19 protein-coding genes are annotated in these 19,915 nt (G+C 53.2%); 11 read left to right on the top strand and 8 right to left on the bottom strand.

Annotated features, from left to right (window positions below; translation table 11 throughout):
• Positions 1–14: 14 nt before the first annotated feature.
• Complete coding sequence (gene pagP / locus ACLJRE_RS14840) at positions 15–587, bottom strand: lipid IV(A) palmitoyltransferase PagP (RefSeq protein WP_001623090.1); 573 nt, start codon at positions 585–587, stop codon at positions 15–17.
• 377 nt (positions 588–964) lie between these two features.
• On the opposite strand from pagP, the gene dcuC reads away from it, so the two are divergent.
• Complete coding sequence (dcuC, locus tag ACLJRE_RS14845; protein ID WP_000958619.1) at positions 965–2,350, top strand: anaerobic C4-dicarboxylate transporter DcuC; 1,386 nt, start codon at positions 965–967, stop codon at positions 2,348–2,350.
• Positions 2,351–2,403: 53 nt separating this feature from the next.
• Here dcuC and dpiA read toward each other — a convergent pair whose 3' ends face one another.
• Together dpiA and dpiB are read right to left on the bottom strand one after the other, a co-directional pair.
• A complete protein-coding gene (gene dpiA, locus ACLJRE_RS14850; protein WP_000138778.1) occupies positions 2,404–3,084 on the bottom strand; it encodes a two-component response regulator DpiA in 681 nt (226 codons plus the stop codon).
• Positions 3,053–4,714 (bottom strand): sensor histidine kinase DpiB, encoded by a 1,662-nt coding sequence (dpiB, locus tag ACLJRE_RS14855; protein ID WP_000121807.1) that lies wholly within the window; start codon positions 4,712–4,714, stop codon positions 3,053–3,055. The genes dpiA and dpiB overlap by 32 nt, the downstream gene beginning before the upstream one ends.
• A 385-nt stretch (positions 4,715–5,099) precedes the next feature.
• Between dpiB and citC the strand changes: the two genes are divergently transcribed.
• The 9 genes from citC to rnk all read left to right on the top strand — a co-directional run bounded on the left by citC (position 5,100) and on the right by rnk (position 13,398).
• On the top strand, positions 5,100–6,176 hold the full coding sequence (gene citC, locus ACLJRE_RS14860) for a [citrate (pro-3S)-lyase] ligase (RefSeq protein WP_000467874.1): 1,077 nt from the start codon (positions 5,100–5,102) through the stop codon (positions 6,174–6,176).
• Entirely contained in the window at positions 6,173–6,469 is a 297-nt protein-coding gene (citD, locus tag ACLJRE_RS14865; RefSeq protein ID WP_000700679.1) for a citrate lyase acyl carrier protein, read from the top strand. Before citC ends, citD begins: the two co-directional genes overlap by 4 nt.
• A complete protein-coding gene (citE, locus tag ACLJRE_RS14870; protein WP_000622347.1) occupies positions 6,466–7,374 on the top strand; it encodes a citrate (pro-3S)-lyase subunit beta in 909 nt (302 codons plus the stop codon). The genes citD and citE overlap by 4 nt, the downstream gene beginning before the upstream one ends.
• Positions 7,375–7,383: 9 nt before the next feature.
• Positions 7,384–8,913, top strand: coding sequence for a citrate lyase subunit alpha (gene citF / locus ACLJRE_RS14875; RefSeq protein ID WP_000192340.1), 1,530 nt, complete (start codon positions 7,384–7,386; stop codon positions 8,911–8,913).
• A gap of 3 nt (positions 8,914–8,916) precedes the next feature.
• A complete protein-coding gene (gene citX / locus ACLJRE_RS14880; protein ID WP_001238275.1) occupies positions 8,917–9,468 on the top strand; it encodes a citrate lyase holo-[acyl-carrier protein] synthase in 552 nt (183 codons plus the stop codon).
• On the top strand, positions 9,440–10,336 hold the full coding sequence (gene citG, locus ACLJRE_RS14885) for a triphosphoribosyl-dephospho-CoA synthase CitG (RefSeq protein WP_000982668.1): 897 nt from the start codon (positions 9,440–9,442) through the stop codon (positions 10,334–10,336). Before citX ends, citG begins: the two co-directional genes overlap by 29 nt.
• Before the next feature lie 37 nt (positions 10,337–10,373).
• Entirely contained in the window at positions 10,374–11,837 is a 1,464-nt protein-coding gene (citT, locus tag ACLJRE_RS14890; RefSeq protein ID WP_000059039.1) for a citrate/succinate antiporter CitT, read from the top strand.
• Between the two features lie 109 nt (positions 11,838–11,946).
• On the top strand, positions 11,947–12,753 hold the full coding sequence (rna, locus tag ACLJRE_RS14895; RefSeq protein WP_001092571.1) for a ribonuclease I: 807 nt from the start codon (positions 11,947–11,949) through the stop codon (positions 12,751–12,753).
• 234 nt (positions 12,754–12,987) lie between these two features.
• On the top strand, positions 12,988–13,398 hold the full coding sequence (rnk, locus tag ACLJRE_RS14900) for a nucleoside diphosphate kinase regulator (protein WP_000089748.1): 411 nt from the start codon (positions 12,988–12,990) through the stop codon (positions 13,396–13,398).
• Positions 13,399–13,482: 84 nt separating this feature from the next.
• Here the strand turns inward: rnk and ACLJRE_RS14905 are convergent, their stop codons facing one another.
• Positions 13,483–14,721 carry a zinc-dependent alcohol dehydrogenase gene (locus ACLJRE_RS14905; RefSeq protein WP_000646115.1) on the bottom strand — a complete coding sequence of 413 codons (1,239 nt, stop codon included), beginning with the start codon at positions 14,719–14,721 and terminating at the stop codon, positions 13,483–13,485.
• Between the two features lie 221 nt (positions 14,722–14,942).
• Between ACLJRE_RS14905 and uspG the strand changes: the two genes are divergently transcribed.
• Positions 14,943–15,371: a universal stress protein UspG gene (gene uspG, locus ACLJRE_RS14910; protein ID WP_000278499.1), complete on the top strand. Its 429-nt coding sequence runs from the start codon at positions 14,943–14,945 to the stop codon at positions 15,369–15,371.
• A 67-nt stretch (positions 15,372–15,438) separates the two neighbouring features.
• Here the strand turns inward: uspG and ACLJRE_RS14915 are convergent, their stop codons facing one another.
• The 4 genes from ACLJRE_RS14915 to ACLJRE_RS14930 are packed head-to-tail and all read right to left on the bottom strand — an operon-like array spanning position 15,439 to position 19,592.
• The gene (locus ACLJRE_RS14915) at positions 15,439–16,206 is read right to left on the bottom strand and encodes a dimethyl sulfoxide reductase anchor subunit family protein (RefSeq protein ID WP_000417108.1); all 768 of its coding nucleotides are present in this window, start codon (positions 16,204–16,206) and stop codon (positions 15,439–15,441) included.
• On the bottom strand, positions 16,206–16,763 hold the full coding sequence (locus ACLJRE_RS14920; protein WP_001250387.1) for a 4Fe-4S dicluster domain-containing protein: 558 nt from the start codon (positions 16,761–16,763) through the stop codon (positions 16,206–16,208). The genes ACLJRE_RS14915 and ACLJRE_RS14920 overlap by 1 nt, the downstream gene beginning before the upstream one ends.
• A complete protein-coding gene (locus tag ACLJRE_RS14925) occupies positions 16,760–19,039 on the bottom strand; it encodes a molybdopterin-dependent oxidoreductase (RefSeq protein WP_410957439.1) in 2,280 nt (759 codons plus the stop codon). The genes ACLJRE_RS14920 and ACLJRE_RS14925 overlap by 4 nt, the downstream gene beginning before the upstream one ends.
• On the bottom strand, positions 19,032–19,592 hold the full coding sequence (locus ACLJRE_RS14930) for a molecular chaperone (RefSeq protein WP_000377437.1): 561 nt from the start codon (positions 19,590–19,592) through the stop codon (positions 19,032–19,034). Before ACLJRE_RS14930 ends, ACLJRE_RS14925 begins: the two co-directional genes overlap by 8 nt.
• Positions 19,593–19,915: the final 323 nt, after the last annotated feature.

A 19,915-nucleotide genomic window follows, 5' to 3' on the forward strand; every position in this document is an offset into this window, starting at 1 on the left:
CATGCCCTTCCCCGTCAAAACTGGAAACGCATCCAGGCGAAATAGACGTTTCCGTTGTTATACGAACCCGGAATGTAGGTCATCTGAAAGGTAGCGGGACCATAGCCTATCGACGCTAAAGGCAACAGTACAGGGATGGGAATATAATTCCAGTTGTCGCGCGCGGTAACGCCTGCGGTAAAGCCCAGTCCCAGACGAAAATTATCGTCTTCCAGCGGTCGCCAGGTTTTTTCCCAGCCATAACCGCCTATGGGTTCCCATTTGTTAAATGAATCTTTAAAGGCCATCATATAGAGGCCATGCCAGTTGCCTTTGTCGTCCCAGCGCGACTGACCAAAACCAACGCCCCACGGCCGCTCGTTATAGCGATCCGTTTTCTCTTTATCGTAGGCAAAGCGCGCATGCCAGGTAATGGCGGGGACATACAAATCATAATGCTCAGGCTGTCGCCACGTTTCTGCGACGTTATCGGTAAACGTGTTAAACCACCCTTTATCCGCCGCAGAGACTGAAGGAATAGCCAGCCATGGCATAACAAGGAGAGCAATAATAAGAAAATACTTTCTGATAATCATCACAACAGCCATACCGTTCAAAAATTCGACCGTGATAATAACAACATTAACCTGAATAAAATCTTAACAAACTATAAACAGAGAATAATCTGAGAAAGTATCGGGTTAACGGCGTTTGATTTAGCACTCAGAACCGTCGCGCGCTCCTTAATAAACTTTCACAAAAACACAAAACAAAGCACAACAAACAAAACAATAAAATAACAATAAATTAATACTTATAGCGCTACAGAAAATTCGTATAAGCATATTTCATCTTTAGCGATGACATGAAAAAATAACCGCGCCGTGATTTTAATCAGTAAGGCGCCATCCTTTATTCGGTACATTTTTATACCACTTTTGTGGTTCTTATTTTTACTCTGGGTGTCGATAAGACAGGGGAAACAATGCTAACAGTTATAGAGCTCCTTATCGGAGTCGTCGTTATTGTGGGTGTAGCGCGCTACATCATTAAGGGATATTCCGCCACTGGCGTTTTATTTGTCGGCGGTCTGGTTCTGCTTATTATCAGCGCACTGATGGGGCATAAGGTATTACCTGCCAGCGAAACCAGTACCGGCTATACCGCAACAGATATTGTTGAATACATCAAAATTTTGCTCATGAGTCGCGGCGGCGATCTTGGCATGATGATCATGATGCTGTGCGGCTTTGCCGCTTATATGACGCATATCGGCGCGAATGATATGGTCGTGAAGCTGGCGTCGAAACCTTTACAGTACATAAACTCGCCCTACCTGTTGATGATTGCCGCCTATTTTGTCGCCTGCCTGATGTCGCTGGCCGTCTCTTCCGCGACGGGGCTTGGCGTACTGCTCATGGCTACTCTCTTCCCGGTGATGGTCAACGTCGGCATTAGCCGCGGCGCGGCGGCGGCTATTTGCGCCTCTCCGGCCGCCATCATCCTCTCGCCAACGTCTGGCGATGTGGTTTTAGCCGCAAAAGCGGCGGAGATGCCGTTAATCGATTTCGCGTTCAAAACCACGCTGCCGATTTCCATCGCCGCAATTATCGGTATGGCGATTGCGCACTTTTTCTGGCAACGCTATCTGGATAAAAAAGAGAACATTTCACATGAGATGCTGGACGTTGCGGAGATTACCACCACGGCCCCGGCGTTTTATGCCCTTTTGCCGTTCACGCCCATTATCGGCGTACTGATTTTTGACGGTAAATGGGGGCCGCAGTTGCACATTATTACCATTCTGGTGATCTGTATGCTGCTGGCCGCCGTGCTGGAATTCGTGCGCGGCTTCAACACGCAAAATGTGTTTTCCGGCCTGGAAGTGGCTTATCGCGGCATGGCGGATGCGTTTGCCGGCGTCGTGATGCTGCTGGTCGCGGCGGGCGTTTTCGCCCAGGGGCTGAGCACCATTGGCTTTATCCAAAGTCTGATCTCGATTGCCACTTCTTTTGGCTCCGCCAGCATTATTCTGATGCTGGTATTAGTGATTTTAACCATGCTGGCCGCGATGACCACCGGTTCAGGCAATGCGCCTTTTTACGCCTTTGTTGAGATGATCCCTAAACTGGCGCACTCCTCCGGCATCAACCCAGCCTATTTATCCATCCCAATGCTGCAAGCCTCAAACCTGGGGCGCACGATTTCGCCGGTCTCCGGCGTGGTGGTCGCTGTCGCCGGGATGGCTAAAATATCACCGTTTGAAGTGGTGAAGCGCACGTCCGTTCCGGTCATCGTCGGTCTGTTGATCGTCATTATCGCCACGGAAATTATGGTGCCAGGCGCCTCTTCCGCCGTTACTGGCGGCTGATAGCCGGTAAGCCGGGGCGAGGGAAAACATCGCCCCGGCATCTTAAACCAGGCTTAGCCGCCGTGGTAAATACGCTGCGGCCTGCCCACTTTGCCATGAATAATCTCTGCGACAATCAGGTGCTGACTCGCGCAATATTCCAGGTAGCGTCGGGATGTGGTGCGGCTTATTGTTAAGGCCTGCGCGACCGTTTCAGCCGTGTGGCGTACGGTTGGATCGGCAAACAGCTTCATCACCGCATTAAGGGTTAAGGCATCAATACCGGTCGGCAAATCCCCTTTCGGTTCGCCGCGCGCATAGGCGTTGAACATTTCATCTATCTGCTTCTGGCTTGCGCTATCCGCGCTCGCCAGCATACGTCTGCGCTGTTGATAGCGGGTCAGCGTCTGTCCCAAACGTTCATAAGCAATAGGTTTGACCAGATAATCAAACGCGCCGCTACGTACCGCTTCCGCTACCGTCTCCATGTCACTGGCGGCGGTCGTAAACACGACGCCGCCGGGATAGCGCGACTGCATTAATTCATGCAGCAGCGTAATCCCCTTCCCATCCGGCAGATAATTATCCAACAGAATTAATCCAGGTTTGAACCGGTCAATCATCATTCTCGCCTGCGCCAGATTGCCCGCCAGCCATATCTGCTTAAAGCCAGGAATATGGCGGATATATTCTGCGTGCATCTCCGCCAGCAGCGTTTCATCCTCAACGATCAATAGGGTTAATGGTTCTGTCATCGTTTTTTTTCACTTTCGGAAGGAATAAAGAAAATAAGGTGCCACAAGGATCATTGTCTTCCAGCGTAATGACCCCGCCACAGCGCCCCACATAACTTGCAATCAGATATAACCCGATACCATGCTCACCGGGTTCGTCGGTTCGGGTACTTACGCCCTGTTCAAAAATTTTTTCCCGCAGCGCTTCAGGAACGCCGCAGCCCTGGTCGGCGACCTCTATCACCACCTCGTCGCCCTCGTCGCTCAGGAAAAGTTCGATGGTATTGTCGCCTTCCTGTGTACGCAAACTCGCTTCAAACGCGTTATCCAGCAGATTCCCGACGATGGCGGCGAACTCCGTGCTATCCAGCCCCTCCGGCAGTTGATGTAGCTGGCTGCCGGGAACAATCACCATCTTGAGCCCCAGTTCACGCGCGCGCTGAACTTTGCCAAACAGCAAACCGGCCACCTGACGATCGGCGAAGGCGCCGCGTAAACTATCAATAAGTTGCTGCTGCGCCTGCGACTCACCCTGCACCATCTCTCTGACCCGATCATACTCCTTCATTTGCAGCAGGCCGTTCAGAGTCGACATCCAGTTCAGGTGCTCATGGCGTAGCGTGCGCAGGCTCTCAACATACTGTTTAATCTGGGTTAGCTGCGCGTTCAACGTCGCGATTTCATCTTTGCTGCGAAAACTAATAATAGCGCCCAGCAACTCCTCGCCGGAACGGATAGCTTCACGATTGGCGATGACGCTCAGGCCATTGAAGTTGGCCATCACGTCCTGGCGTCTTTCTGCGATCTGGCAGGTAAAAAAGTCTGCCGGATTGACGACTTCCGCTATCAGCTTGCCCAGCCACTGACGCCCCGGCGACGGCAGCCCCAACATTTTTCTCGCATTGCGGTTAATCGCGGTGATATGTCCCTCCGGATCAACGGCGATCAGCCCTTCATAAACCGAGCTAAACAACGCCTCCTGCTGGCGTACCACGCGCGCAATCTGTTTCGGCTCCATGCCCAGCATTTGTCGGCGGATATGCGCGGCGAAAAACCAGGAAAGCAGCATTAATACCAACAGCAACAGGACAAAAACCCCCGCCATCGGTAATAAGAAGTCCAGCCGCCAGGAGTCGATTTTACTGACCAGATAGCCAATTGAAACAACGCCGATCACGTTGCCTTCGTTGTCAAAGATAGGCGTTTTGGCGCGCATCGCCATCCCTATTGAGCCCTTACCGGTAATGAAATAACTTTCTCCTCTTTCCAACGCGCCGGGTTTCGTAAACTGCATGGGATAGCCGATTTTTTCCGGATTCGGATGGTAAAGCCGGATCGAGTGGCGATCGCCTATCACCACATAGTCAAAATCCGTCCCGCGCTGCAGTTTATTCGCAATTATCGCCAGGCGTTTATAGTCCCGGTTTTTTACGGCGGCGATAATGCTGTCGTTAGAAGCAATAATTTTTGCCTGATTCATCGCCATATCACGAACATGGGACGCCAGATAATCTTCGAAACTGGCAGACAAATATTGTGCTAACGCTGCCACGATGAAAACAGAAACCACCAGAATGAGCAGAAAAATACGTAACGGAAACGCGAGTTGCCGAAAAAAAGGAAACAGCTTTTTATTTTTCTGATAGGACATTAAGGTTCCTTATGGGTATTTCTCTGCAGATTTATCGCAAATGTAATAAAAATGTTTTGAGCATCTTGAAGCCTATAAAAACCAATCGTTACAGATTCCCCACATTAAATCAATTAAACAACTAAAACCCATCGCCGGAATGGCGATTAAATTAATTAAAAAACTTAAAACCATAAAACACTTAAAAACCATCTAACGCTTTGTGAAATAAATCAAAATTTACCACCAAAATACTCCTTACGATGTATACGTCAGTGAGAAAAAATAAATAACTCGTCATAAAAATACTCCTACTCTGACTGAAAAGAAAAAGTTATCAAGTTGCAACACAGCGCAACATATACAGAAAAGTGGCAACAAGCATATCACCAGGATATTTCTTACTATGTTTGGCAATAATGTATTCACTCGGGTAAAACGCTCTGAAAATAAAAAAATGGCGGAGATCGCTCACTTTCTCAAAGAGAATGATTTAAGCGTCGATACCACTGTAGAGGTGTTTATTACCGTCAGCCGTGATGACCGTCTTATTGCCTGCGGCGGTATTGCTGGAAATATCATTAAATGCGTGGCCATTAGCGAATCAGTACGCGGCGAAGGCTTAGCGTTAACGCTAGCGACGGAATTGATTAATCTCGCCTGGGAACGGCACTGCACCCATCTTTTTATTTATACCAAAACGGAATACGAAGCGCTGTTTAAACAGTGCAGCTTTTCGACGATAGCCAGCGTCCCCGGCGTGATGGTCTTAATGGAAAATAGCGCGACCCGGTTGAAACGGTATGCGGAATCGCTGGCGACATTACGTCACGAGGGAAAGAAAATTGGCTGTATTGTGATGAACGCCAATCCTTTCACGAACGGCCACCGCTATCTGATCCAACAGGCGGCTGCGCAGTGCGACTGGCTGCATCTGTTCCTGGTCAAAGAAGATACGTCACGCTTTCCCTATGAAGACCGACTCGATCTGGTCCTTAAAGGGACCACCGATATCCCGCGCTTAACCGTTCACCGCGGCTCCGAATACATTATCTCTCGGGCAACGTTCCCCTGCTATTTCATTAAAGAGCAGAGCGTCATTAATCACTGTTATACCGAAATCGACCTGAAGATTTTCCGCCAGTATCTGGCGCCCGCGCTTGGCATCACACACCGCTTTGTCGGTACGGAGCCATTTTGCACCGTTACCGCCCAGTACAACCTTGATATGCGTTTCTGGCTGGAGACGCCAACGCTTCCCGCCCCACCCATTACGCTGGTGGAAATAGAGCGGCTTTGCTTCCAGGAGACGCCGATATCCGCCTCCTGGGTACGCAAGCTGCTGGTTAAACACGATCTCACGGCTATCGCGCCGCTGGTTCCCGACGCCACCCTGCGCTATTTGCAGGGCATGGTCGAACGCCATCCGGGCAGCGCGGCAGCCCGTCAAAAGTCCCCCGTATTAGCAACAGGTGAAAAATGAAAATAAACCAGCTAGCCGTCGCAGGCACGCTTGAGTCCGGCGATGTGATGATACGCATTGCGCCGCTCGATACGCAGGATATTGACCTGCAAATCAACAGTAGCGTTGAAAAACAGTTTGGCGAGGCCATTCGCGCCACCATCCTGGAGGTGCTTTCTCGCTACGACGTGCGCGGCGTACAACTGAACGTTGATGATAAAGGCGCTCTGGACTGCATTTTGCGCGCCCGACTGGAAACGCTACTGGCGCGCGCCAGCGGTATTGCCGCTCTGCCCTGGGAGGATCGCCAATGATTTCCGCCTCTCTGCAACAACGTAAAACCCGCACCCGCCGCAGTATGTTATTCGTACCGGGCGCCAACGCGGCGATGGTGAGCAATTCGTTTATCTATCCGGCCGACGCGCTGATGTTCGACCTGGAAGACTCCGTTGCATTACGCGAAAAAGACGCGGCGCGCCGTCTGGTATATCACGCGCTGCAACATCCGCTTTACCGTGACGTCGAAACCATCGTCCGCGTGAATGCGCTGGACTCCGAATGGGGCGTCAACGATCTGGAAGCGGTCGTGCGCGGCGGCGCGGACGTGGTGCGTTTACCGAAAACCGACACCGCGCAGGACGTCATTGATATCGAAAACGAAATTCTGCGCATTGAAAACGCCTGCGGTCGCGAACCGGGCAGTACCGGCCTGTTAGCCGCCGTGGAATCGCCGCTGGGTATTACCCGCGCGGTAGAAATCGCCCACGCCTCTGAACGGTTGATCGGGATTGCGCTGGGCGCGGAAGACTATGTTCGCAACCTGCGCACCGAACGCTCTCCGGAAGGCACCGAACTGCTGTTCGCCCGCTGCTCCATTTTGCAGGCCGCGCGTTCCGCCGGCATTCAGGCCTTCGATACCGTCTATTCCGACGCCAACAACGAAGCCGGTTTCCTGCAAGAAGCCGCCCACATTAAACAGTTGGGCTTTGACGGTAAGTCACTGATCAACCCCCGCCAGATAGAGCTGCTGCACAACCTTTATGCGCCGACGCGTAAAGAGGTCGCCCATGCGCGTCTGGTCGTTGAAGCCGCAGAAGCCGCCGCCCGCGAAGGTCTTGGCGTCGTTTCCCTTAACGGCAAGATGGTCGACAGCCCGGTGATTGAACGCGCCCGTCTGGTGCTCTCCCGTGCAGAACTTTCCGGTATTCGCGAAGAATAAGGCAAAACAATGACGCAGAAAAATGAATCTCAACGCCAGGATCGCGTAGCCGCCTGGAGCCGTCGCGCTGAAAGCGAACTGAGCGCTTACCAAAGTGCGGCAAAATTGGATCTACAAGCGCAAAAACCGCGCGACCACAAACTGTGCGCCAGCCTGGAAGAGGCCATCCGCCGTTCCGGTTTACGCGACGGCATGACGCTCTCTTTTCACCACGCGTTTCGCGGCGGCGATCTGACGATTAACCTGGTGATGGAAACCATCGCGAAGATGGGCTTCAAAAACCTGACCCTGGCCTCCAGCTCGCTGAGCGACTGCCACGCGCCGCTGGTTGAACACATTCGTAACGGGGTGGTCAGCCGCATCTACACGTCAGGCCTGCGCGGCCCACTGGCGGAAGAAATTTCTCGCGGCCTGCTGGCTGAGCCGGTTCAGATTCACTCCCACGGCGGTCGTGTACATCTGGTACAAAGCGGCGAACTCAATATTGATGTTGCGTTTCTTGGCGTGCCCTCCTGCGATGAATTCGGTAATGCTAACGGTTATACCGGCAAGGCCTGCTGCGGTTCACTGGGCTACGCGATGGTGGATGCCGACAGCGCGAAACAGGTCGTAATGCTGACGGAGCAACTGCTGCCGTATCCGCATAACCCGGCAAGCATCGCTCAGGATCAGGTTGATCTGATCGTGCAAATCGAAGAAGTCGGTGATGCAAACAAAATCGGCGCTGGCGCGACCCGCATGACCACTAATCCGCGTGAACTGCTGATCGCCCGCAGCGCGGCGGAAGTCATTGCTCACTCCGGCTACTTCAACGAAGGTTTCTCCCTACAAACCGGCACCGGCGGCGCATCGCTGGCGGTCACCCGCTTCCTGGAAGACAAAATGCGTAGCCGCAACATTGTGGCTAATTTCGCGCTGGGCGGTATCACCGCCACCATGGTCGACCTGCATGAAAAGGGCCTAATCCGCAAACTGCTTGACGTGCAGAGCTTCGATCGTAACGCTGCGCAATCTTTGGCCCGCAACCCGAACCATATCGAAATCAGCGCTAACCAGTACGCCAACTGGGGCTCTAAAGGCGCTTCCGTCGACCGTCTGGACGTGGTGGTGCTGAGCGCGCTGGAAGTAGACACCCACTTCAATGTTAACGTGCTGACCGGCTCCGACGGCGTTCTACGCGGCGCGTCCGGCGGCCACTGCGATACCGCCGTCGCGGCGGCGCTGTCCATCATCGTCGCGCCGCTGGTGCGCGGTCGCATCCCAACGCTGGTTGATAACGTCACCACCTGCGTCACACCGGGCTCCAGCGTTGACATTCTGGTCACCGATCACGGTATCGCCGTCAATCCGGCGCGTCCGGAGCTGGCTGAACGCCTGAAAGCTGCGGGAATGAAAGTGGTATCGATTGAGTGGCTGCGCGAACGCGCGCAACTGCTTACCGGTCAGCCCCGCCCTATCGAATTCACTGACCGCGTGATTGCTGTCGTGCGTTATCGCGACGGTTCAGTGATCGATGTGGTGCATCAGGTGAAGGAATAAGCCATGCGCCTGCTTCCGGAACTCGCCGCCTGTCACAACGTTTCTATTCCTGAGCTGCTCGCCAGCCGGGATGAGAGACAAGCAAGACAGCGCGCCTGGCTAACGCGCCACGCTACTCCGCTGGTCTCCTTTACCGTGGTGGCGCCAGGCCCGATGAAAGACAGCGCGTTAACCCGCCGGATCTTTAATCACGGCGTGACTGCCCTGCACACGCTGGCAGAAGAGTATGGCTGGACCATCCGGGAGCAGGCTGCACTGGCTTCCGCCAGCGGGCCGGAAGGACTGCTGGCGATTGACGCGCCCGCTCAGGCGCTCAAACAGGCGACCATCGCGCTGGAACAGCGTTATCCACTGGGGCGCCTGTGGGATATCGATGTCCTGACGGCGGAAGGCGAAATACTCTCTCGCCGCCATTTCGCGCTTCCCGCTCGCCGCTGTCTGCTGTGCGGGCAAAGCGCGGCTGAATGCGCGCGGGGTAAAACCCACGCGCTGACTGATTTACTGACTCATATGGAGGCGCTGCTGCATGATGCCGATTCCCGTCAACCCGACTAACGCCTCCATTCAGCCTCAGTCGCTGTATGACGCCTGGGCCGATTTGGCTTGGCGCGCCATGCTGACCGAGGTAAATTTATCGCCAAAACCCGGTCTGGTAGACCGACTAAACTGCGGCGCGCACAAAGATATGGCGCTGGCGGATTTTCACCGCAGCGCGGAGGCGATTCGACACTGGCTGCCGCGCTTTATGGAATATGGCGCCAGCTGCACGCGCCTGCCACCAGAGTCAGTTCTGGCGGGCCTGCGTCCATTGGGGATGGCCTGTGAAGCAGCGATGTTTCGCGCAACGGCGGGCGTCAATACCCATAAAGGCAGCATTTTCTCGCTGGGGTTACTGTGCGCCGCCATTGGCCGCCTGTATCAGCTACGCCAGCCGATCGCCGCAGAAACACTCTGCGCTACCGCCGCCGATTTTTGCCGCGGCCTGACCACGCGCGAACTGCGCCAGAACAACCTACAGCTCACCGCAGGTCAGCGGTTGTATCAGCAACTGGGATTAACCGGCGCGCGCGGCGAAGCGGAAGCAGGCTATCCGCTGGTCATCCGCCACGCGTTGCCGCACTACCGCGCATTGCTGGCGCAGGGGCGCGATCCCGAACTGGCGCTGCTTGATACCTTACTGCTGCTGATGTCGCTTAACGGCGATACCAACGTCGCGTCGCGCGGCGGGGCGGACGGTCTGCGCTGGTTACAGCAGCAGGCGGCTTTCTTATTACATCAGGGCGGCATACGGACGCCTGACGATCTCGTTTATCTCCACCGGTTCGATCAGCAATGCATTGAACGCAATCTCAGCCCAGGCGGTAGCGCCGATCTGCTGATCGTGACCTGGTTTTTAGCGCAAATTTCGCAAGTTAATCATTAACACAATTATAGAAAATATCCTTTCCGGAGAGTCATTTATGTCTTTATCCAAAGATAATATATGGAAGTTGTTGGCCCCATTAGTGGTGATGGGCGTCATGTTGCTAATTCCTGTTCCAGATGGTATGCCGCCGCAGGCCTGGCACTATTTTGCGGTTTTCGTCGCGATGATTGTCGGTATGATCCTGGAGCCGATCCCGGCGACAGCGATCAGTTTTATCGCCGTAACCATTTGCGTTATCGGCAGCAATTACCTGCTATTTGACGCTTCAGAACTGGCCGATCCGGCGTTTAACGCCAGTAAACAGGCGCTGAAATGGGGGCTTGCCGGTTTCTCCAGCACCACGGTCTGGCTGGTTTTCGGCGCGTTTATTTTCGCGCTGGGCTACGAAGTGACCGGGCTGGGGCGCCGCATTGCGCTGTTTTTGGTAAAATTCATGGGTAAACGCACGCTGACGCTCGGCTATGCGATTGTCATTATCGATATTTTGCTGGCGCCATTTACTCCCTCCAATACGGCTCGTACCGGCGGGACTGTCTTCCCGGTCATCAAGAACCTGCCGCCGCTGTTTAAATCGTTTCCAAACGATCCTTCCGCACGCCGCATCGGCGGTTATTTGATGTGGATGATGGTGATCAGTACCAGCCTGAGCTCTTCGATGTTTGTCACTGGCGCGGCGCCAAACGTGTTAGGTCTGGAGTTCGTCAGCAAGATCGCCGGCGTCCAGATTAGCTGGCTGCAGTGGTTTCTCAGCTTTCTGCCGGTAGGGATTATTTTACTGATCGTTGCGCCGTGGCTCTCCTATGTGCTTTATAAACCCGAAGTGACCCACAGTGCGGAAGTCGCAGCCTGGGCTGGCGGCGAGTTAAAAAACATGGGGCGTCTGTCCCGCAAAGAGTGGACGCTGATTGGCCTGGTGCTGCTTAGCTTAGGATTGTGGGTTTTTGGTGGAAAAATCATCAACGCCACTGCCGTGGGTCTGCTGGCCGTCTCGCTGATGCTGGCGTTGCATGTTGTGCCGTGGAAAGACATTACGCGCTACAACAGCGCCTGGAACACCCTGGTGAACCTCGCTACGCTGGTGGTCATGGCCAATGGCTTAACCCGCTCCGGCTTTATTGACTGGTTCGCCAATACCATGAGTACACATCTGGAAGGTTTCTCGCCGGATGCAACCGTCATTGTACTGGTACTGGTGTTCTATTTCGCGCACTACCTGTTCGCCAGCCTTTCCGCTCACACCGCGACCATGCTGCCGGTCATTCTGGCGGTGGGTAAAGGCATTCCGGGCGTTCCGATGGAACAACTGTGTATTCTGCTGGTGCTGTCTATCGGTATCATGGGCTGTCTGACGCCGTATGCCACCGGCCCTGGTGTGATTATCTACGGCTGCGGTTACGTGAAATCCAAAGACTACTGGCGGCTTGGCGCAATCTTTGGCGTTATCTATATCGCGATGCTGTTGCTGGTGGGCTGGCCGATTCTGGCAATGTGGAATTAAACATTACGCCAACGTAGGTTAAAAATGATGCCGTTCAGGTTCACCTGAGCGGCATTTTTTATGATTAAATGGGTAACATTCATAATGTGTATAAATTATCGAATTCACCATGAACACAATATGGCATTACAGCCCGCTGCTGGCTGCCCTCTTAACCCCGATTTTTGCCGCCAACGCCGACGAACTTCAGGCGCAACAGTACGGTGATTTCACTGACTATGTGCTGGCGCTTTCCTGGCAAACCGGTTTTTGTCAAAGCCAGCATGAACGCCGCCATCGGGAGCCCGATGAGTGCCGTCTGCAAAAAGAGCCAGCCAACAAAGCAGACTTTCTGACCGTCCACGGCCTGTGGCCTGGATTACCCAAATCTATCGCCGCACGCGGTGTTGACCAGCGACGCTGGCAGCGCTTTGGTTGTGCGACGCGGCCAATCCCGAATCTGCCTGAAGTCAAGGCCAGCCGGAAATGCTCCGCCCCCGCCCCCGGACTTTCGCCTGACATCGCGGCAGCGCTTAAGGAAGTGATGCCCGGCGCGGGGGGGAATTCCTGTCTGGAGCGCTACGAATATGCCAAACATGGCGCCTGTTTCGGGTTTGATCCCAATGCCTATTTCGGCACCATGATACGGCTGGATAAGGCGATAAAAGACAGCTCGCTGGGGCAGTTTCTGGCGGATAATTACGGCAAAACCGTTAGCCGCGCTGAGTTTGATAGCGTCGTCGCACAAATGTGGGGCCAGGATAATGTCAAAGCCGTTAAAGTAAACTGCCATGGCAACCCCGCCTATTTAACAGAGATTCAGTTTTCATTAAAGGCGTCGATGATTAACGCCCCGCTCTCCTCTGCCTCATTTCAGCCGCAGCCGCATCCCGGCAACTGCGGGAAACAGTTTATTATCGATAAAGCCGGTTATTGACGAAGCAGAGGTTTAAAACCGTAGCCACATTTGAGAACACGCCCGAATGTAGACTAAAATTCACTCAAGGCTATGACGTTTGAGGATTTACCCGAATGTGAACTAAATCACTTCAAAGACGGGGGAAGTCTCAGTATCATCATGAGAGTTAAACCCTCGCCGCCAGACGGTGAGGGTTTTCTTTTGGGACCATTTACCTGCACTACTCGCAGTATCGATGACATGGAGTAAGAAATGTCCAGACCCACTATTATCATTAACGACCTTGACGCCGAACGTATTGATCGTCTTCTGGAACAGCCTGCGTATGCGGATCTGCCGATTGCCGACGCGCTCAACGCCGAACTGGATCGCGCGCAAATGTGTTCGCCACAAGAGATGCCGAACGATGTCGTCACCATGAACAGCCGCGTTAAATTCCGCAATTTGAGCGATGGTGAAACACGCGTGCGGACGCTGGTGTACCCCGCCAATATGACGGACAGCAGTACCCAGCTTTCGGTAATGGCGCCCGTCGGCGCGGCGTTGCTGGGACTGCGCGTCGGCGACACTATTCACTGGGAACTGCCGGGCGGCGCCTCCACCCATCTCGAAGTGCTGGAACTCGAATATCAGCCTGAAGCCGCGGGCGACTTCCTGCGTTAAACCCCATCTGCATAAGCGTTAATGCGTTTACACAGAGGATGCCTACGCATCCTCTTTCCGTTAGCCCTTTCATTTCTGCCTGTTTCAGACAACGCCGCCTGGCATCGGGTTGATTACTCCCGTCGCCTGTTTCTGCGCCGCTTGTGCCGACGTCGCTCCTGGCACCAGGATAACCTTCCGGCACTCTTCTTCGCGTTTTTCGAAAATTTCGTAGCCGCGCGCCGCCTCTTCAAACGGCATATAGTGCGTGACAATCTCCTCCGGCTTCAGCAACCCTTTTTCAATAAGCGGTAATAACTCCCCCAGCCACGCGTGAACATGGGTTTGACCCATTTTAAAAGTTAGCCCCTTATCAAAGGCGTCGCCGAATAAAAAGCCGTGAATAAAACCGGCATACACGCCGGGTACGCTGACCACGCCGCCGCGTCTGACCGCCGCGATACATTGTCGCAGCGCTTTGCCGCTACTGCCTTCCAGTTTAAGGTTCGTCAGCACCGTCTCCGTCAAACTGCCTTTCGCTTCAAAGCCTACGGCATCAATTACCGCGTCCACGCCGCGGTGTCCTGCCGTCTGCTCGATGATTTTTTCCGCCGGATCGTTCTCATCATCGAAGTTGATCGGTATCGCGCCATAGCGTTCTTCGGCGAAACGCAAGCGCCAGGCGTGGTGATCAACGACGAAGATCTGCTCCGCGCCCAGCAGGCGCGCACAGGCGATGGTCAGTAATCCTACCGGCCCTGCGCCAAAAACCGCCACGCTGGAACCTTGCTGAATCTGGGCATTTTTTGCCGCCTGCCAGGCGGTAGGCAAAATATCAGAAAGAAACAGCGCCTTATCGTCAGATAACAGCGGCGGCACCTTAAATGGACCGACATTACCTTTTGGCACGCGAACATATTCGGCCTGTCCGCCGGGAACGCCGCCATACAGATGGCTATACCCAAACAGCGCCGCCGGTGGCGGGATCTGTTTTTTATTCATCGCCGCGCCGTGTCCGTCGTTAGTGTTTTCACACGCTGAATACTGCTGTAGCCGACAGAAAAAGCAGTCACCACAGGCAATGACAAACGGGATAACGACCCGATCCCCTTTCCGAATATTCTTTACATCATGTCCGGTTTCCACCACCTCGCCCATAAACTCATGGCCGAAAATATCGCCATGTTTTACCTGTGGGATCTTGCCGCGATAGAGATGCAAATCAGATCCGCAAATCGCGGTGGCGGTAACACGCAAAATGATATCGTCAGGCTGCTCAATGCCGGGATCGGGTACGTTTTCAACCTTTACGTGATGTGGACCGTGATACGTCAATGCTTTCATGCAGCCTCCGGGGTAACGGTGAATGTTGCGTTCGACTATAAAAGGGTAGCTATCCCGGAGAGACTGCCGGCAAAACAGGCGGCTTTAGGATTTTTCCTGGAAAATACACGATTTTTTAGCGCCAGGTTGTCGCAATATTTAAAATTGCCAGACAAATAGCAGAAAGAAACATTATTATATGCTTGAATAAATTCAGTATTGATTAACAGGGAGTAACGGGTATGTATAAGACAATCATTATGCCGGTTGATGTTTTTGAAATGGAACTTAGCGATAAAGCTATTCGCCACGCTGAGTTTCTGGCGCAACAGGATGGCGTCATTCATCTGTTGCATGTACTGCCTGGGTCCGCGAGCATGAGTCTGCACCGCTTTGCCGCCGACGTGCGTCGCTTTGAAGAACATTTACAGCATGAGGCGGAAACGCGTCTGCAAACGATGGTGGGACACTTCAGTATCGATCCTTCACGAATTAAAACGCATGTTCGCTTTGGTAGCGTGCGCGATGTCGTCAATGAGATGGGCGAAGAACTGGATGCGGATGTCGTGGTAATCGGTTCGCGTAATCCGTCCATCACGACACACCTGTTGGGGTCTAACGCCTCAAGCGTGGTGCGCCATGCGACGCTGCCGGTATTGGTTGTGCGTTAACTCTGGTGGCTAAAAACTGACACGCCCTGCCAGGTCGCGCCTGGCAGGGCTTTTTATTGCATCATCGTTAGTACAAATGCCCGATATTCACAATAGTACTCACCGTGTCGCCAAAAAAGACCAGCCGACTCAGAAATACACCAACGAATAACAAGACGAACAGGAGTTTCGGGCGCGAATCACCGTGACGGCTGGCGACAAAAGCGAGCGCAAGGCAAACCAGGCTTGCCAGATAAAACGGTGAAGCCAGCCATGAATGCGCCGTCATCTGCATGACCGTTCCCCCGCTTAACCACACCAGCGGCGCCGCGATAAGTACCGCGATACACACCACAATTCCCTGGCGTAACGCAGGAACGGCAGGCCTGAGTTTTAACAGCGGAATCGCCGCGCAACCCATGACCCATACCGTAATAAAAAATAACAGCATGGTAAATCCATTAGCGATAGCCACCATCGCTGGCGCGGCGTAGGTCATCCCCTGCACCGCCACCAGTAACACGCCGAACACGGAGGCGATAAGAGTCATCGCTTTATGTCCCTTTGCCAGGAACGTTACGCCGACCGCTGCGCCAAACAACGTAGCACCAAGGATTTCCCGACTTAACCAGGCATGTCGCAGATTAATCAGCGCATTATAAGCGCGATCGGGATGCGCCAGATGCAGAATCGCGGCAATAGACGCCAGTGCCAGCACCAGCCCAGTGACCAACCAATAGAAACGCTGGCCTTCCACTTCACCACGCAGCGTACGCCATGTCAGTACCAAAGCCATCCCGACAGACATCTGGCTTAATACCGTAAAAAACACCAGCGGCAGTTCATATTTTTCCATTACTTGTCCTCCGGCTGCTTAGGCTGGCGCGCCAGAATAAAGCGCGTTCCTGGATTGAGCTGTGGCATATGCGGGAACCCTGGCGGATACTGCACCGCATTATCGGGCACAGGATCGACATCCAAATCGATAATCGACAAGGCGCCCACCGGACAGGCGTTCACGCACGCCGGATTCATACCGATATCAAGACGCTCGTAGCACATACTGCATTTTTCCGCTTTACGCGTCTCTTCATTAAAACGCGGCGCGCCATAAGGACAGTTACGAATACAGTTTTTACAGCCGATGCAGCGCTCAGGGTTATGCACCACCACGCCATCTTCACGTTTGGTATAGGCTTCGACCGGACAGGCGGCGACACAGGCCGGATGTTCGCAGTGGTTACAGGCCAGCGAGTAAAACGCCCGCTCTTCATGTGGATAGATGTCTTTATCCAACGGATAAACGTAGCGCCAGAAGCGATCCGGCTCCAGTTGGTTAAAGCTTTTACACGCCATAGCACAGCCGCGGCAGCCGATGCACTTATCGCTATTCACTAAAAACGCACGTCTCATGCTACGGACTCCCCTTTACCGATCAATACAACGTCAGCAAACTGACTGTGGATAGCGGCGCCCGGCGCGCCAGTTTTCATCAGCCCCATATCAGCAGGCGTATCAGCCACGACGTTTTGCACGTTGTACTGCCGTTTCGGGAACCAGGCTTCATACATCACCAGAAAATCTTCCGGCACGTTGGTGGTGACTTTTGCCCGCAGCTCAACTTCACCGGTGCCATTGAAAACTTTGACCAGATCGTTCTCGCTGATGCCTTTTTTCTGTGCGGAAGAAGGATGGATATAAACGAACGGTTCCGGGTAGAACACCTGCATCCAGTCCAGGTTGATAAACTGCGAGTGCAGACCAAACTGCACGTGCGGCGTAAACAGATGGAACGGCAGTTTGCTCTCGGCTTCCGGTTTGTATTCCGGCAGCGCGGTGTGGCCGTTTTTCTCCGCCAGTTCAGATTTAAATTCATACTTGCCTGACGGCGTTTTGAACTTGCGGTCATACCAGGAGGCAGAGCTTGGCAGGATCGCTTTTTTCGGCCCGTCCAGCAGATCGTCCCAGGAAGAGATGCCGAACATTTTCGCCATACCGTCGTTGAACTCCTGATCCAGCCAGCGCTTATGATCGAACTCTTGCGGGAAAGTACAGGAACCCGGCGCCATCTTATTAATGGCGCGCGACAGCATGGTAGCGATTTCAAGGTCGCATTTCGCTTCATACATCGGCTTAATCGCCGGCTGATTAATGGAAAGCCAGTAGTGCCAGTAAGAAGCATCCACGTTCCACTCTTCAAACGCGGTGGTAACGGGCAGCACGATATCAGCGTGTTGCACCGTTTCGTTGAAGAACTGATCGGCGCAGACCACCATTTCCAGTTTTTCAAACGCTTTCTTCATCTTGCTGCGATCGAAATCCTGGGCAAACGGGTTTTTACAGGCGACCCACAGCATACGAACCGGCGGATCGTTGGCCTCCAGAATCCCCTGCGCCGTTTGGTTGATATTCAGAGAGCGATCGGAGTACTGCACGGCGTCGCTGCCAGCGGCAGCCCCGAATTCACTGGTGGTGCCCGCCGCTCCCGGTATGCCAATAGCGCCCTCCGGCGGCTTCTGCAGCATGGCGTTGTAGTTAAAGCCCCAGGTGTGCAGATGACCATAACGCGCGCCGCCGCCTTCGACACCGATGTTGCCGGACATAGCGACAAAGGCATCGATAGCGCGAACGTTGGCGCCGCCGTTGACATGACGCTGCATCCCGTAACCAATCCAGACCGTGGCCGGCTTAACCACCGTAAACTCTTCTGCCAGCTGGCGAATGACATCCGCAGACAGGCCGCAGATTTCTGATGCCCACTCCACGGTCACATGGTTACGCAGATAGGCTTCAAATTCCGGATAGCCGTGAGCATCGTTGTTGACAAAATCTTGATCCACCAACCCTTTATCCACCAGGTGGCGCGCCATTCCCAGCGCCAGCGCGCCGTCTGAGCCAGGCCGTACGCGCAGGTAGAGATCGGCTTTGGCGGCAGTTTGCGACAGCAGCGGGTCGATAACCACGACCTTCGCCCCTTTCTCGCGCGCCTGATAGATGTACTTCATGCTGTGCATTGAGCACCAGGCAGGGTTCGCGCCCCAGATAATGATGTATTTCACTTTCACCATATCTTCCGGGTCGTTACACCACATGTCGCCCATGTCGTAGTTTTGCGCGTCGATACCGGCAGGCCAGCACGGCGTACCGGCGAAACGGGTGGTGTAGCCAAGCGAGGACATCATCCCTTCAACGGCATAGTTCAGCACGCCAAACTTACCGGAATATTTGGTCAGCGCCAGACCGAGCATAGAACCGTCTTTTTTCTTAATCTCCAGCATTTTGGCGGCAATGCGCTGCATCGCCTCTTCCCATGAGATGCGACGCCAGTTGCCGCTACCGCGAACGTCCTGCGCCATGGGATATTTAATACGATCGGGGCTATAAACCCGGCGCGGATAGCTTAACCCTTTGACGCAAGGGGTACCGTGAGTAAATGTTGATTCCGGCGCGCCTTCCACGAAAGTAATGACCCCGTCCTTTACCCATGTCTTGAGGCTACAGGTGTCATAGCAGTTACGCGGACACGCGTTACGATAAATTTTGTACGTTTTAGGGTTAAAGGGAACAGGCGGCTGCGCAAGCGCGCATCGGGAGGTCAGTAATCCTTCGGGTAAAGCCGCAACGGCGCCCAGTGCCACTATCCCCTTTAAAAAAGAACGTCTGTTCAGATGTCCTGTCTCATTACTCATATTGATACTCTCGTTTTAATTCATCAAGCCAATAAAATAAGATGTCCGCCACCGTATATAACGTGGTCGTTTGCGCATGAGTTTTTATTTTTTCGATATATAATGGCACCCATTTTGTTAAATAGTTATTGATATATTGAGTGAGAGTAGTTCGGTATTGTGACGTTTGCCGGATATTAGCCAGTAATAGTGTGGTCAATTCCAGCACGCAGGAAATATGATCGTCAGGGATATTGCTCTCCTGATTAACCGATAATCCCAACGCTGCCATAAAATCCCGTATCTCCAGCGTCGCCTTTCCCATCACCAGCGCATCATCTTCCAGATACACTGAAGCGAAAGGCGCAGCCAGCAGCTTGCCAGGACCAACGAATAGCGCATTAAAGTCATACTCCGCCTCCAGCCACGCCCGATCGGTAAGGTTTACCGCAGCAGTGGGATTTAATCTCACGTAGGCAGATTTCAGTGAACGACTATCATGAGAATTAAAAAAATCACGCAATGTAAGCCCTGTTTTTTCTAATTCCGTCAGTGATTCATAGATTGAATCCATGAATAAATAACCTCACATACAAATGCAATATAAATCAAGAAAAAAGAATGGGCATGTTAACGGAAGCGCTTAATCTTTCTTTGATAAAAAAACAGAAAAATTCCCGTTAAATCCGTAGAAGAGGTTTTTATTGTTTCAAAGTTTAAAAACAGAAGACCGTTGAAATAAAAAACCGTCTGTTATTAACAGACGGTTTCAGAGTATTGATAATGAAGAATGTGTTTTAGCTGGCGGCGTGCCCCAGGCATAAACAGCGCAGGCCCGAATAGCTTACACTATCGGGCCATTTACGATGGCCAGTTAACTGACCTTGCAGGTGTGCT

The sequence above is a fragment of the Salmonella sp. SAL04157 genome (genome assembly GCF_046551635.1).
In the GTDB taxonomy this organism is placed as follows: Bacteria; Pseudomonadota; Gammaproteobacteria; order Enterobacterales; family Enterobacteriaceae; genus Salmonella; species Salmonella enterica.